The organism is Ancylobacter sp. Lp-2 (assembly GCF_020523795.1).
Taxonomy (GTDB): domain Bacteria; phylum Pseudomonadota; class Alphaproteobacteria; order Rhizobiales; family Xanthobacteraceae; genus Ancylobacter.
This window is the reverse complement of the sequence record NZ_JAJALI010000002.1, coordinates 441,603-456,859: the sequence shown is the minus strand read 5'-3', so window position 1 is coordinate 456,859 and position 15,257 is coordinate 441,603. Positions and strand designations below refer to the sequence as shown.

Genomic DNA, 15,257 nt, shown 5'->3' with positions numbered 1-15,257 from the left:
GCGTGGCAGGGCTCATCGATAGGGATCGGCGGCGTCGCGCAGCCCATCGCCAAGGAAGTTGAAGGCGAGGATCACCGCGATCACCGGTACCACCGGCAGGATGAGCCAGGGATAGAGCACAACGATGTTGATGTTCTGCGCCTCGTTGAGCATGACGCCCCAGCTGGTGATCGGCGGGCGCAAGCCGAGGCCGAGAAAGCTCAGCGCCGTCTCGCCGAGGATCATGCTGGGGATGGCGATGGTCGCCGAGGCGATCAGATGGCTCATGAAGCCCGGCACAAGATGGCGGAACACCACGCGCGGCGTGCCCGCCCCCATCAGCTGTGCCGCAACGACGTAGTCGTCCTCGCGCAGCGACAGCAGCTTGGAGCGCACGGCGCGGGCGAGCCCGGTCCAGTCCATCAGCCCGAGAATCACGGTGATGCCGAAATAGACCAGAATCGGGCTCCAGCTCGGCGGCATGATCGCTGACAGCGCCAGCCAGAGCGGGATGGTCGGCAGCGATTGGACCACCTCGATGGTGCGCTGCACGAGAAGGTCGAACAGGCCGCCATAATAGCCGGCGAGGCCGCCGATCACGATGCCGAGCGCGAAGCTGACGGAGATGCCGATCAGGCCGATGGTGAGCGAGATGCGGGCGCCGTAGATGATGCGCGAGAGCATGTCGCGGCCCAGCCGGTCGGTGCCGAGCAGGAACATCGTGCCTCCCTCGCCCGGGCAGACGAGATGGAGGTCGCCCTCGAACATTCCCCAGAAGCGGTAGCCGTCACCGCGGCAGAAAAACCGTATCGGAAAAATCTGTTGCGTGTTCTCGCTGTAGTTCCGCTTCAAATTGTTCATGTCGAGCGTGGAGGTCAGCCCATAGGTGAAGGGGCCGACGAACCGCCCGTCGTGGAACAGGTGGACGCTCTGTGGCGGGGTGCGGATGAAGTCAGTGTGCCGCGACTGGTAATTGTAAGGCGCGAGGAATTCGCTGATCAGGATGGAGGCGTAGAGCACCATCAGGAAGACGCCGGAAATGACCGCCAGCCGGTGCTTGCGGAACTTCCACCACATCAGTGTCAGCTGCGAGGCGAGATAGACCCGTTCCTGCGCCTTGGTCAGCTTGTCGGCCTGGTGGGGGTCGAACACGCCTTCGGCGATGAAATGCGACAGCGGCGCGCCGGACGGCGGCAGGGAGACCGGCTGGTTCACTTCGTGCGTCCCCCTTGCAGGCGGATGCGCGGATCGAGGAAGCCGAGCAGGATGTCGGAGATCAGCACGCCGACCACGGTGAGGCAGGAAAGGAACAACAGGAAGGAGCCGGCGAGATACATGTCCTGGCTTTGCAGGGCCCGCAAAAGCAGCGGGCCGGTGGTCTGCAGCGACAGTACGACGGCGGTGAGTTCCGAACCCGATACGATGGAGGGCAGCACGTCGCCGATATGCGACACGAAGAAGTTCAGCGACATGCGCAGCGGATATTTCACCAGCGCCTTGCCCGGCGGCAGGCCCTTGGCCTTGGCGGTGACGTAGTACTGCTTTTGCAGCTCGTCCAGCAGGTTGGCGCGAATGGCGCGCACCATGCTGCCGGTGCCGCCGGCACCGATGATCAGCACCGGGATCCACAGATGGGCGAGCACCGACTGTACCTTGGCCCAGTTCCACGGCTGGTTGAAATAGATCGGATCCATCAAGCCGCCGATGGACAGGCCGAACCACACATTGGCGAAATACATGAAGATCAGCGCCAGCAGGAAGTGCGGCACGGCGATGCCGAGCAGGCCGATGAAGGTCAGGCCGTAATCCGCCCAGCTATACTGGTGGGTCGCGGAATAGATGCCGATCGGGAAAGCGACGATCCAGGTCATCAGGATCGTACAGAACGATACCAGCACGGTGAGCGCAAGGCGCTCGCCCACCACGTCGCTCACCGGCATCTCGTACTCGAACGAATAGCCGAAATCGCCGCGGACGAAGCCGGTAACCCACAGGAAGTAGCGTTCGATCAGCGGTTTGTCGAAGCCGTATTCCTTCTTGAGGAATTCGACGCGGCTCATATCCGCCTTTTCGCCCTGCGCCGCCATCTCCGCGACATAGGTTTCGAAATAGTCGCTTGGCGGCAGCTGCATCACCGTGAAGATCAGCGCGCTGGTGATCAGCAGCGTCGGGATCATGATGAGGATGCGGCGGGCGATATAGCGAAGCATCGCTTATTCCTTCCCGTCGTCGAACCAGAATGTGTCGGGCATGTAGACGCCGAAATAGGCGCCGGGTTCAAAGCTGAAGATGCCGGTCTCCGGCACATTCTTCAGGTGGTTCGAGACCACGACCGGCTGCGAGGCCCGGTTGACGATGCCGATGGTGAAGACCTCGTCGGCGTTGATCTGCAATATGCGTCGCCAGATTTCCTGCCGTTCCTCGGTGGTCACCGACTGGCGCCACCGGTTCTGCAGGTCGATGAGTTCCTGCGCCGCGGGCATGTCGGGTTTTTCTCCGGCCATGCCGCCGGTCTCGACGAACTGCCCCCATTGCGGCCATTGGAACTGCATGGAGTTGGTCGGGGCGAGGCCGTCCGGGGCCATGTCGGGGCTCGGGATGGCATTGTCCAAGCCCGGCCACACCGACATCATCGCATTGCCGGAGCTGACGCTGCGCCGGAGCAGGTCTGTCTGCGTCGCCCGTACGTACAGCTTGATGCCGATCTTTTCCCAGTCATAGGCCACGAGTTCGAGGACGTCGGTTTCCTCGGTGCTGTTGCCCGCTGTCTCGATGGTGATCTCGGCGCGCCGTCCGTCGGGCAGCAGGCGGATGCCATCGTCGTCGCGCTTCGACAGGCCTGCGGCATCCAGCAATTTGTTCGCCAGCGCCGGATCGTACTGGGACCAGGCGTTGTCATATTTGGAATCGTAGAGCGCGCTGCCGGGGAGGATGGTGTTTGCGCCCTCATGGGCAAGCCCGAAGAAGATGACCTGGTTGATGTCGCGCCGGTTGATGCCGACCGACAGGGCGCGCCGGACATTCGCGTCGCGCAGCACGGTGCGCCAGACAGGATCCTTCACATTGAGATTGGGGAAAATGGCGACATAGGCGCCCTCCCCCCGCTCCCACAGACGTACCGTGTAGTTGCCGCGCTGTTCGCCCTCTTTCAGGAAGGTGTAGTTGTCGAAGCGCAGATAACGCGCCTGCAGATCGGCGCCTCCGGCACCCACCTTGGCCGGAATGAGCGAGGCGGTGCCGATGGCGATGGTGATGCGATCGACATAGGGCAACTGCCAGCCGCGCTCGTCGACGCGGTGGAAATAGGGATTGCGGTCGAACACGAAGAATTCGGCCGGCGGCTTGGTGCGCGGGATCCACGGGCCGAGCATCGGCAGTTCGGGGTTTTCCGGCCGGTAGGAGCGGGCCATCCGGTCGTGCAACGCGCCCCAGTCCTTCACGCGTTCCTGCCGGATCCGCGCACCCAGCCGGATCGGATCGGCGTAGCGCTGGTGAAACTGCCGCAGATAATGCGCGGGTACGAAGATCTCCAGCGGCTGCGCACCGGCCAGCGCCGGCAGGAAGGCAGGATTGGGCTTGCTCCAGCTGAAGCGTACGGTCGTCTCGTCGATCATCTCGAATTTGGCGACCTCGCCGTCGACGAACAGCTGGAACGGCGGTCCTCCCGGACTCAGCCGGTCATTATTGGCCATGTCCTCCCACCAGTAGCGGAAGTCCTCGCTGGTGAAGGGCCAGCCATCCGACCATTTATGCCCCTTGCGCAGGTGCAGGGTGAAGATGCGGCCGCCTTCGACGTCGACGCTCTCCAGGATGTCGGGCACGATCCTGCCGGAGGTGTCGAACACCACCAGCCGTGTGTAGCCATAAATGCTGATGGACCGGATATCGCGCTGGTCGCCCATGAGCATGCGCATGGTGCCGCCATAGCGGCCGGGCTCCCGGCCCATACCGGCGACGTCGATCACGCGCGGATGATCCGGCAGACGATCCGGCAAAGCCGGCATCTGATTGATATCGACCTCGGTGCGCAGCAGTGGCGGCTCGGGTGGGTAGCGTCCCGGCGCCGCGCTTGCGACCCGCTCCCCTGCCAGCGCCATCATCAGAGCCAGGAATGTCCTTCGCCGCATGATGTCCCTCTATGCGCAGCGAATATCATGGGCGGTGCAGCGCTCGGCCGCCAGCACGCTGTGCTCGTTGCCGAGGTCGATCATCCGCAACGGCCCGTCTTTGGTATCACGGAACTCGGTCGGCCAACTCGCCGGATCGGACGCGGTGCCGCCGGACATGGCGACATCGAAATCGAGCTTGCGGTCGAGATCCGGCAACGGCACCGCCTTCAGCAGGGAGCGCGTATAAGGATGCGCGGGATTGCGAAAGAGTTCCTGCCGGGGGCCGATTTCGACGATGCGGCCGCGCGCCATTACCGCGATGCGCTCGGCCATGTAGTGGACGACCGCGAGATTATGCGAGACGAACAGATAGGTCAGCCCGAGGGAGGCCTGCAGATCCTTGAGGAGGTTGAGGATCTGCGCCTGCACCGAGACGTCGAGCGCCGAGACCGGCTCGTCGCAGATGATGAGATCCGGGTCGAGCGCCAGGGCGCGGGCAATGCCGATGCGCTGGCGCTGGCCGCCCGAGAAACTGTGCGGATAGCGGTTGAGGAAACGCGGGTCGAGGCCGACGGCGTGCATCAGCTCGACGGCGCGCTGCTTCTGGGCGTTGGCGTCGCCCCTGCCCTGGATGATCATCGGCTCGCGGATGATGTCGAGCACGGTCATGCGTGGCGAGAGCGAGCTCACCGGATCCTGGAAGATCATCTGCATATGCGGGCGGAACGCCTTCAGCGCGTGGGAATCGAGACCCAGCACGTCCACGGCGCCTTTCTCGCCGTGGAACACGACCTCGCCGGAATCGGCCTTGCGCGCCCGCATGATCATGTTGCCGACGGTGGTCTTGCCCGATCCGCTCTCGCCGACGAGACCGAGGCATTCGCCGCGGCCTATGTCGAAGCCGACATCGTCGACGGCCAGCACCGATCCGCCGCCCTTGCTGCCATAGGTCTTGCGCAGGTGGCGGACGCTCAGCAACGGGGCGCTGTTGCCCTCATAGACCCGCTTGGCCCGCGTCGGGGCGACGGGCGCGACGTTGCGCAGCGCCACCAGGCGCTCGCCCTCCTGCATGTCGAAATCGGGCGAGGCCTTCAGCAGCGCCTTGAGATAGGGATGCGACGGCCGGCGGAAGATGTCCTCCACCGTGCCGGCCTCCATCACCTCGCCGCGATAGACCACCACGACCTCGTCGGCCATGTTGGCGACGACGCCGAGATCATGGGTGATCAACAGGATCGCCATGCCGATGTCGCGCTGAAGCTCCTTCATCAGCTTCAGCACCTGCGCCTGGATGGTGACGTCGAGCGCGGTGGTCGGTTCGTCGGCGATCAATAGGGCCGGATGGCAGATAAGTGCCATGGCGAGCATGGCGCGCTGGCGCAGCCCGCCGGAGAGCTCGAACGAATAACGCTCGTAGGAGCGCGGCGGGTCGCGGAAGCCGACCAGGCCGAGCATCTTCTCGGTAACCGCCCTCGCCTCCTTGCGCGGATGCGGGCGGTGGAGCTGGAGCGCCTCCTCGATCTGACTGCCGATGGTGTGTACCGGCGAGAGCGAGGACATAGGCTCCTGAAAGATCATGCCGATGCGACCGCCGCGCAGCTTGCGCATCTTGCTGCCGTCAGCGGGAAGCTGGGCGATGTCGAGGACCTTGCCATCCTTGAGCGGATCGCTGAACTGGATGCTGCCCTGCGAGATGATGCCGTTGCGCGGCAGCAGCCCCATGATCGCCTGAGAGATGACGGTCTTGCCGGAGCCGGATTCGCCGACGAGCGCGACCGTCCGGCCAGCCGGGACACGTAGCGAAACTCCTTTCACCACCTCGTTGAGATGACCGTGCATCTCGAAGGAGATGCGCAAATCCTCGATGCGCAGGACATCTGAAGGCGTCGCGGGCGCCACGCGTCTATACTCCGGCCTTGTTCAATACTCTCAGCATAGCAGGGCGCGCCATGATCTTGTCCAGCGCTGCACGATCGGAAATGGCGAAGGCCGGCACCGTCGTGTTGTGAGCATCGACCACGACGTCACGGACGCTGTGATCGGTAAAGTCATACCCTGAAGCTTCGGCGGTCGAAACGGCGACCACGTAGTCCGCGAGGAATTCCTTGGAGGCGGCCTCAAGGCCGACCGAGAACGCCACGGTGGTGCCGATGGCGCGCATGACCGAGTTCTGCAATCCGTCGCCGATGCGGGCGAGCACCACTGGCCCGGTGTGGATGCCGATACCGGCGCGGATCGGAATCGGAAGAGCTCCACGCATTTCTGAGTTGAGCAGGTCGAGCACCCGGCTCATGTCCCGCGCCGCACTCAGTGCGGCTCGTGCGCCGGCACCGACATGGTGTTCGTCGGCATCGAAGACCGCCAGCAGGCCGTCCCCGTACATCAGGTCGATATGCCCGCCATGACTTTCCACCGCCTGCGTCATCTCGGCGGCGAAGCGATTGATCAGAACCGCGATTTCATAAGGCAGCCGGTTCTGGGTCAGGGTGCTGAATGCCCGGAGGTCGAGGCACAGCACGGTGGCGTTCCGCTCCAGCGCCCATTCATTCGCCTCGCTGTCGGCATCGGCCGTGGGGCGACCGAGCACCGGCATCAGCACCCGCACGCCGATATCGTGAGTGGGGCGCAGCTGGCAGCCGAGCCGTACGTTTTCCGGCGCGCCGATATGGGACAGCAGCATACGCTCCGGACCCGATGCGTCGGGCAGGCCCTTCGCGCCGGAGAGGATGTGCACGCGGCACGTCGAGCAGCGCCCTCGCCCCCGACAGGTGGAGGGATGCGGAATGCCGTGCATGCGGCTGGCTTCCAGCACCGAGATGCCCCGCGGCACCTGCACCGGGCCGTAGCCGCGATAGGTGATGGTCACCGTGGCGCGCGAACGCCGTCGCACATAGGCGAAGCCGATCAGGCCGGCGAGTCCGATCCCGAAGGCGCCGAGCCCGCTGTCGAGCATCATTCGTGCCTTGTCGAGACCGGCACGCTGCTCCTCGGTCATCGGCTTGGGATTGGCAAATCTGGTCCCCGCCTCCCGCCCCGAGGCGACGAAGCCGGCCAGCGCCAATAGCGGCACGATGATCGCCACCATCCGCAATGTGGTGCGCCAGTGAGGGTACCAGTTCTGGTAGCGCAACGAATGGTGGATGCCGACCACGCCATGCGTCCACGCCACGAGAAGCAGCACCGTCTGCCAGGTGGCCACCGCCGGCCACATCCTCGCGAGCACCGCGTGATAGCTCTCGTCGGCGCCGAACCAGGTGCCACCTACCCGCGTTTCCAGCACATGGCCGGCCGCGAGCAACGGAATCGCGAGCCCCGAGACGATCTGCCAGGCTTCGTCCCGCGGCATCCGCCAGGTATGGCGGCGCAGGATGCGCAGGCTGGCGAGGATCATATGGGTCAGGAAGCAGCCATAGAGCAACACGCTGCCGGGAAGGGATTTCCACAGCAGCCAGCGCCATTGCTGCGCCACCTCCATCGCCTCGATTCCGAAAATGCCGAGCGCGTGGTTGATCAGATGCGTCAGCACGAAAGTGAACAGGACGACGCCCGACCATAGCCGCGCGTGGCACGACCAGGGATGGTCGCGAAAATCCTGCTGGAGCTTCCCCGAAGCCGGCGATCCAGTCGTCGTGCCGACGGAGGACATCGGAGTGGATCAGTGCGTGTGCTGCGGCTCGCCGAGACGGTGGCCGGCATCCACCGCCGGCGCCCCCTTCGGCAGCTGCTGTACAAGTTGGGCGCAGATGTTGTTGAGATCCATGATCTGTCGTCCCAGCTCACGCATGACGGCAAAATTGAACGGCGGCGATTCTTTCAGCAACTGCAGGAAGACGTCACGGTCGATGCGCAGCGCCACCACCGGGCTTTCGGCGGTGATCGTTACCATGCGGACCTGATCGCACAAGACCCCCGCCTCGCCAAGAATGGCGCCACGCACATGTTCGGCGAAGTTGATCACCCCCGCAGGCGTGCGCAGCGACACGGTAAACTCGCCTTCCAGCACGATATATACCGCATCCGATGCAGCGCCCTGCTCGTAGATCACCTCGCCCGGCTGGAAGGTGATCCGGTCGCTGACCATGGCAAGCAGTTTCAGCTTGGACACTTCCACATGATGGAACATGCGGAATTTCTGCATCGACCTGACTTCGTCCTCGATGGTCATTTGCCACCCTCCTGAGGAGCACGATCCCCTTTATGCAGACGCCGCTGCGGGCACCGACGCCGGCGCTTCGGAGGGGGGCTTTGCACTGTCTTTGCGCTCCAAGCCAGTGAACTTACCACCCTCGAATTTCAGCACCATGTCGAAGGGCGAGAAGTCATCGTCTCCCGCCTGGGTGACGATGACGGTACGCCCCTGCATGGCTTCCATTATATCCTGAAGGATCATATGGCCTTCCGACGGTGCGAAGCTAGATAGCGCATCGTCTAGCACGAGAATATCCGGCCGCCGCAGCATCGCGCGCGCCAGCTGCACCGTCACGCGCTGCTGGATCGAGATCAGCCGCCCGCCCGGACCCACCTCCTGGTCGAGCCCCTTGGAAACCACGAAGCTCTCCAGCCCATGCTCGTTCAGCACCTCGCCGACCACGGCGAGCAGCTTGTCGCGCATATGCGTCTTGCCGTAGCGGATGCGGCCGAAGATCAGATTGTCGCGGATCGACGCCGCCGGCATCAGCCGGCCTTCGTCATAGAACTCCACGTCCTTGGCTTCCGACGCCGGAAGAAATTGCCGGAAGCTGACCCGGGCCCGCAGGATGCGGGCCACCAGGCGATCGTCGATCAGGTTCAGGCGGTGGCGCGGCTCGACATACATCAGCGCGTAGCCGATCAGCTTGTCGCGTACCTGGGCGCTGAGGTGCCGGCGTTGGCCGCGGTTCCAGGCCGAGCGGACCTCGGGCCATACCGCCTCGATTTCGGCATTGTCGATGAAGGAATAGCGTTCCCGCAATGGGTTGTCGGGAGCGAGATCCTGGAAGACGTCGGCCACCGTCTCCACCATCTTGATACCAATCGCGGTAAGCGGAGCGGTGAGAGCTTCGGCGGCGATGATCGAACGCATGAACGGGTCCGCCGCCATGTGTTCCGCAGCGAAGCGCTCGCCGACGGCGACGCCGTAGAGCAGGTTTTCGCCGATGCTTGCGCTGGTATTGAAGGTGTCGGGCTGGAATGCCTCGACATATTGCTCGAGCCCCCGGTCCCTGAAACGCTCGATCATCGCCGGCCGCGCAGCGAGTAGCCGCTCGGCGGTGTCGGGAGGAAGATTGTCGCCGAGGCGGCTCGACATGCCGACGCGAAAGATCTCGTCATAGCCGCGCACGATGCGCAGCGCGTTGCTGATGGCTACGTCGACTTCGGCGGGGCTCGAAGCTCCGATGGCGTCGTAGTCGATCCAGTCGGCATCGGGCGACACCAGCGGATTGTCGGTCATGCGCGCTTCATCGAGCCAGTAGCGCTGCTGGGGCGTGAGGGGCGCCCGCTCGTCGAGGCGCGGCGTCGCCCGGCGCAGCGCGAGGGTCAGGTTTTCGCGGATCGAACCCGACATGATGTAGGGCTCGCTCGAGGCGTAGAGCATGATGCTGCTCGCCTCGCGGTCGGACATGGTGGCGATCTCGTGACCGCCGATCGTCACGCTGCCCTGATAATCGGTGATCTGGCGGCCGATTACCTTCGCTAGAATGTCGCGTCCGCCCCCGGTGGGGCCGGCAAAAGCAATGCGTGCGGGCCGATCGATGGCGACCGACATGCGATCGAGCTGGACGAGGCCGCGCCCATTGATCACGCGCAGGCCCACCACCGTGATCGGCGCGTCGGCGGCGAACGCCGGCGGCGGCTCGTTGGTTTCCTTGGGCAGTAGCGTGTCCTTGGAGAACTGGCTGACGACCTGCTCGTACTTGACCGTCACGTCGGCCCGCTGCTGGTCCCAGTCGATCAGCTCCTTGATCGGCGTCGGCAGATCGCGATAGGCGGCGATGACGGCGACCAACTGGCCTATGTCGAGCTGGCCCTTGAGAGCGAGATAGCCGCCCACCGTGTAGAAGACGAACGGCGTGAGCTGGGCCAACAGGTTGTTGAGATACTTGACCGCGAATTTGCGGCGATAGAGCCGCAGCCGGATGTCGAACAACGTCCCGAGACGATGACCGATCTCGGACGAGGAATGGCCGGTGACGCCGTAATTGTGCAGCGCCGGTGCCGCTTCGATCATCTCGCCGATGCGACCGGCGAGAATGCGCGATTCGATCTGCCGTTCCCGTCCGAGGCGGATCTGCTCGCGGCGCAGATGCGGAATGACCACGCCCTGCACCAGGATCAGGCCGATGGCGAGCGTGCCGAGCCACATGTTCTGGGCCAGGATGAACGCCATAGCGGTGAGCGCCTGGGTGCCGAGAAAGGCCGGGGTGATGAACGCCTCGCCGAAGAAACCGCCGATCGGTTCGACTTCGTCCTTGATCATGCTGGTCACTTCCGCCGACTTGGTCGTGCGCATGTCTTCCGGCCGGAAGCGCATGACCAGACCGAATAGGTCGAAGCGGAGGCGCCGCAGCATGCGCTCGCCGAGCACACCCTTGCGGATATTGATGACGTACTTGAACCAGCCGTTGACCAGCGTGAGGGCGAGAAAGACCAGGCTGAGCGCGAACAGGTAGGGCAGCTGCGCCAGCAGCAGCCCATCGGAGATCACATAGCTGCCTCCGCCGAGGAAGTCGGGCAGTGACACCGTGAAGGCGAACAGGCGAGCCTGGGTGACGCCATGTTCGAAGACGCTGCCCTGGATGCCCTCGTTGACGATCCGCTTGGGAACGTCGAGCGACCACCAATAGAAGGGCAACGAGGCCACCACGTAGAACAGCACGATGAGCTGCTCACGCCGGCTGTACATCCAGACGTAACGAAAAAAATTGACCGACAACGCGCGTGGCGCCTTTTCTCGCTCAAAGCTACTCTAACGGCATCAGATAGTATGCGAGGCGCCCATTCGCCGGGTGCCTCACCTTTTTATGATCCTAGCATGACAATCGAGTCCCGGTGATATGCGCGCTGCCCCGACCGCTGCCCTGCTCGTCGCCTTCCTGACCGCCGCGATGCTGCCCTCTCCGGGGCGGGCGGACACGTCCGCTACTCCGCTGGCCGACGGGTTCGAGGGGGACGACTTCGCTCCCGGAGGGGGGCTTTTCTACAAGCATAATCACGAGCAGAGCGCTGGAACCGTTGTGTTTCAGTCCCAGGTGGTCCGCAGCGGTCGACAGTCGCTCGATCTGTCGGTCCGGCCGCTGTGTCCGCCGGAGAGTGAGCTGTGCAGTGAGCGGGCGGAGATCTGGGAGAAGCCCGACGTGCTGGTGCCGTACGGGCGGCAGACCTGGTATGCGCTTTCGATGCAGCTGGCACAGCCGGTTTCCACCGAGCGTCATCGCTATGTGATGATGCAGTGGAAGCGCGAGATCGATCCCGGTGCGATGGGCGACTACAGTCCCCTGCTCGCGTTGCGCCTGATGGAGGGGCGCATCGCCGTTACCGTGGATACCGACACCGGCACCTTCGCTCCCATCGGCACGTCGGAGCGCCCTACTGGCTGCAAGCCGGGCGAGGCCATGGCGAGCCCCCCGGACGAATACAACCAGTTCCGCACGCTGGTGGCCATCGAGCCGGGCGTCATGGGGCCGGAGGAGGCCGGATTCACCGGCTGCACCCCGGATATCCGGGTGACGCCGCGCGGAGCGCTGCCAGCTGCCGGATCAGGCTGGGTCGACTATGTCTTCAGCGTGAAGCCGGGCCCCACTGGCGATGGGCGAATCGACGTCGTCGCCAATGGCAAGTGGATCGTCACCGTCGAAGGCAAGATCGGCCATGAGGGGCCACAGCTCGGCGAGCACATGTATTTTAAGTTCGGTCCGTATCGCGGCGGCGATGGCAATGTCTGGCGCATCTACTACGACGATTTTCGGCGTGGACCGGCCTGCACCGATGTCGCCGACGCCGCCATCTGCGCGAAAATCGCCGACTGAACCGGGGAGCCTCAGGCCTTGACCAGCCGCGCCGGCGTCAGGCCGAGCCGGGCGAAGACGTTGCGCGTGTCGACCACGAGGCGGGCCTCCTCGGCCACCAGGGCATAGTCGACATCGTCATGGTCGGTAGCGACCAGTACGGCGTCGAAGCCGGCGAGCGTCGCCGCATCCAGCGGGATCGACGGCTTGCCGCTGAGGCGTGGATGACGCCGGGTCGGCGGCAGCGCTGTGACCTGCGGGTCGTGGAATTCGCAGAGCCCGCCGCGCTCGTCGATCAGTTCCATCAGCTTCAGCGCCGGACTCTCGCGCACGTCGTCGACGTTCTTCTTGTAGGCGGCGCCGAGCACCAGCACGCGCGCGCCGGCAAGGCCGCGACCGAAATGCCGGTCCAGCGCCTCTGCCAGCTGGTCGACCACCAGATAGGGCATGCGGGTGTTGATCTGGCCGGCGAGCTCGATGAACCGCGTCTCGATGTCGAATTCCCGCGCCTTCCACGTCAGGTAGAACGGATCGATCGGAATGCAGTGCCCGCCGAGGCCGGGGCCGGGATAGAAGGGCATGAAGCCGAAAGGCTTGCTGCTGGCCGCCTCGATCACCTCCCAGATGTCGACGCCCATGGCGGCGTAGACGGTCTTCAGCTCGTTCACCAGGGCGATATTGACCGAGCGGAAGATGTTCTCCGTGAGCTTCACCGCCTCGGCCGCCTGGGTGGACGAGACCGGCACCACGGAACTGATCAACTGTCCGTACAGCAGTTGCGCCAGCGCACCCGCCTCCGGCCCGTCGCCGCCGACCACCTTGGGAATGGTGGCGGTGGAGTAGTGGGCGTTGCCCGGATCTTCGCGCTCCGGCGAGAAGGCGAGGAAGAAGTCCCGGCCGGAGGCGAGGCCGGTGGCCTCCAGGATCGGCCTCACCAGCTCGACGGTGGTGCCGGGCCAGGTGGTCGATTCCAGCACGATGAGCTGTCCCGGCCGCAGCGTTCCGGCGATAGTCCTCGTCGTGTCGGCGACGAAGGAGAGGTCCGGCTCGCGCTGGCGCGTCAGCGGCGTGGGCACGCAGATGACGATGGCGTCGCACGAGCCGAGGCCGGAGAAATCAACCGTGGCCCGGAAGCGGCCGCCGGTCAGTGCCGCCTCCATGCGGGCGGCGGGGATATAGCGGATCACCTGCTCGCCGGCGTTGATCGCTTCCACGCGGCGCGGATTGATGTCGAAGCCGATCACCGGAAAGCCCGCCTCTGTCGCCACCAGCGCCAGCGGCAGGCCGACATAGCCGAGGCCGATGATGCCGATCTTCGCCCGGCGCGTGCGAAACAGCGTGTCGAGCTCGGCAAAAGTGGGCGTGGTCATGTCTGGGATCCGGGCCGGGGTGTCGATGAGGCGGGTCGTTGCTCAGGCGGCGCCGCGCCGTCCGGCGGTGCGGCGGGCGCCGAAGCGCTTCTCGATGTTCTCGGCCCGGTCTGGCGCCACCCGCACCACCAGGTGCAGGGTGCCGCTGTCGCCGTTCCTGCGGTCCAGCACCTCGCTGTGGCGATAGAGCCAGCTGAGCCCCTCCCCGTCCGCCGGACTGAGATCGAGCGCCAGTGTCACCCGGTCACGCGACAACCGGCGGCCGATAGCGAGCTTGAGCTCGTCGAGCCCCTCGCCGGTCAGCGCCGAGACCGGAATGGGCCGGGCATCGCCGGCGAGCCGCGCGGCGGCATTGAAGATGCGGGTGCGACCTTCCTCATCGAGGCTGTCGATCTTGTTCCACACCTCGATCAGCCGATGGTCGTCATCGGGATCGACTCCGAGGCCGCGCAGCACGTCGGCGACGTCGGCCGCCTGTGCCGCCGTGTCCTCGTGCGAGACGTCGCGCACATGCAGGATGATGTCGGCCTCGATCACCTCTTCCAGAGTCGCGCGGAAGGCGGCGACGAGCTGCGTCGGCAGGTCGGAGATGAAGCCCACCGTGTCGGAGAGGATGATCTGGTCGCCGGTGTCGAGCTTCACCGAGCGCAGCGTCGGATCGAGCGTGGCGAACAGCAGGTCCTGCGCCATCACGCTGGCGGCGGTCAGCCGATTGAACAGCGTCGACTTGCCGGCGTTGGTGTACCCGACCAGCGCGACGACCGGGTAAGGCACCTTCTTGCGGCTGGCTCGATGCAACGCGCGTGTGCGCTTCACCTGCTCAAGCTCGCGCTCGATCTTGTAGATGCGCTCGCCGATGACGCGGCGGTCCGCCTCGATCTGGGTTTCGCCGGGACCGCCGAGGAAGCCGAAGCCGCCGCGCTGGCGTTCCAGATGGGTCCAGGAGCGAACCAGCCGGCTCTTCTGGTAGTTCAAATGCGCGAGCTCGACCTGCAGCACGCCTTCCTTGGTGCGGGCGCGCTGGCCGAAGATCTCCAGGATGAGAGCCGTCCGGTCGATCACCTTGGCCGACCACGCCTTTTCGAGGTTGCGCTGCTGGACGGGGCTGAGAGGCGCGTCGACAAAGACGAGGCCGGCTTCATGAGCCTTCACGTCCTCGCCGATCTCCTCGACCTTGCCGCTGCCGAGATAGGTAGCCGGCCGCACGGCCGAGAGGCCGATCACATGGGCCGACACCACATCGAGATCGATGGCGCGGGCGAGTCCGACCGCCTCGTCCAGCCGGGCTTCCGGCGAGCGACGACGCTCGCCCTCCTCCCCCGGCCTGCGGGTGACATGCGGAACCAATACGACGACACGCGTGGCGTCGCCGGTCGGTTCGTCGGTCGGTGCGAGGCTCTCGCCGGAACCGGCGGGCGAGCGCCGGGAATTCCTGCTTTCCAAGCTCAACCCTTCTCGCCGGTCTCGTCAGGCTCGAACAGTTGGACGGGATGACCGGGCATGATGGTGGAGATCGCGTGCTTGTAGACCAGCTGCGAATGCCCGTCCCGCCGCAGCAGGACGCAGAAATTGTCGAACCAGGTGACAACCCCTTGCAGCTTCACGCCATTAACGAGGAAAATCGTAAGTGGCGTCTTGTTCTTGCGGACGTGATTGAGAAAGGTGTCCTGAAGGTTTTGGGTACGTTCCGCGGCCATGTTTTTTGATCCGTTGTTTGTGTGGTGCGCCGGCGCGGCCGCCACCTCTGCCTTTCCCGTCCGGGGATCGGCAACGGTGACGTGCTCATTTAGCATCGCACACCAAGCCTATCGCGC

11 protein-coding genes are annotated in these 15,257 nt (G+C 64.8%); 1 reads left to right on the top strand and 10 read right to left on the bottom strand.

Going from position 1 to position 15,257, the window contains the following annotated elements; translation table 11 throughout:
* Positions 1 to 12: 12 nt before the first annotated feature.
* From LGR54_RS06720 to LGR54_RS06690, 7 genes are all read right to left on the bottom strand, one after another.
* Complete coding sequence (locus tag LGR54_RS06720; RefSeq protein ID WP_230361178.1) at positions 13 to 1,194, bottom strand: ABC transporter permease; 1,182 nt, start codon at positions 1,192 to 1,194, stop codon at positions 13 to 15.
* A complete protein-coding gene (locus LGR54_RS06715; protein ID WP_230361177.1) occupies positions 1,191 to 2,189 on the bottom strand; it encodes an ABC transporter permease in 999 nt (332 codons plus the stop codon). The genes LGR54_RS06720 and LGR54_RS06715 overlap by 4 nt, the downstream gene beginning before the upstream one ends.
* Positions 2,190 to 2,192: 3 nt before the next feature.
* A complete protein-coding gene (locus LGR54_RS06710) occupies positions 2,193 to 4,109 on the bottom strand; it encodes an ABC transporter substrate-binding protein (RefSeq protein ID WP_370638162.1) in 1,917 nt (638 codons plus the stop codon).
* A 6-nt stretch (positions 4,110 to 4,115) separates the two neighbouring features.
* Positions 4,116 to 5,927, bottom strand: coding sequence for an ABC transporter ATP-binding protein (locus LGR54_RS06705; protein WP_230361496.1), 1,812 nt, complete (start codon positions 5,925 to 5,927; stop codon positions 4,116 to 4,118).
* A gap of 64 nt (positions 5,928 to 5,991) precedes the next feature.
* On the bottom strand, positions 5,992 to 7,734 hold the full coding sequence (locus LGR54_RS06700) for a 2Fe-2S iron-sulfur cluster-binding protein (protein ID WP_230361175.1): 1,743 nt from the start codon (positions 7,732 to 7,734) through the stop codon (positions 5,992 to 5,994).
* Positions 7,735 to 7,743: 9 nt separating this feature from the next.
* Positions 7,744 to 8,253 carry a cyclic nucleotide-binding domain-containing protein gene (locus tag LGR54_RS06695; RefSeq protein ID WP_230361174.1) on the bottom strand — a complete coding sequence of 170 codons (510 nt, stop codon included), beginning with the start codon at positions 8,251 to 8,253 and terminating at the stop codon, positions 7,744 to 7,746.
* Positions 8,254 to 8,283: 30 nt separating this feature from the next.
* Positions 8,284 to 10,971, bottom strand: a complete 2,688-nt coding sequence (locus LGR54_RS06690) for an ABC transporter ATP-binding protein/permease (protein WP_230361173.1) — start codon at positions 10,969 to 10,971, stop codon at positions 8,284 to 8,286.
* 151 nt (positions 10,972 to 11,122) lie between these two features.
* On the opposite strand from LGR54_RS06690, the gene LGR54_RS06685 reads away from it, so the two are divergent.
* Positions 11,123 to 12,094, top strand: a complete 972-nt coding sequence (locus LGR54_RS06685; protein WP_230361172.1) for a polysaccharide lyase — start codon at positions 11,123 to 11,125, stop codon at positions 12,092 to 12,094.
* An 11-nt stretch (positions 12,095 to 12,105) separates the two neighbouring features.
* Here LGR54_RS06685 and LGR54_RS06680 read toward each other — a convergent pair whose 3' ends face one another.
* Genes LGR54_RS06680 through hfq form a run of 3 tightly spaced genes read right to left on the bottom strand, consistent with a single transcriptional unit; the run spans position 12,106 to position 15,140 of the window.
* Positions 12,106 to 13,443 (bottom strand): nucleotide sugar dehydrogenase, encoded by a 1,338-nt coding sequence (locus LGR54_RS06680; RefSeq protein ID WP_230361171.1) that lies wholly within the window; start codon positions 13,441 to 13,443, stop codon positions 12,106 to 12,108.
* Between the two features lie 42 nt (positions 13,444 to 13,485).
* On the bottom strand, positions 13,486 to 14,886 hold the full coding sequence (gene hflX, locus LGR54_RS06675; protein WP_370638151.1) for a GTPase HflX: 1,401 nt from the start codon (positions 14,884 to 14,886) through the stop codon (positions 13,486 to 13,488).
* 2 nt (positions 14,887 to 14,888) lie between these two features.
* Entirely contained in the window at positions 14,889 to 15,140 is a 252-nt protein-coding gene (gene hfq, locus LGR54_RS06670) for an RNA chaperone Hfq (protein WP_213351732.1), read from the bottom strand.
* Between the last annotated feature and the right edge of the window lie 117 nt (positions 15,141 to 15,257).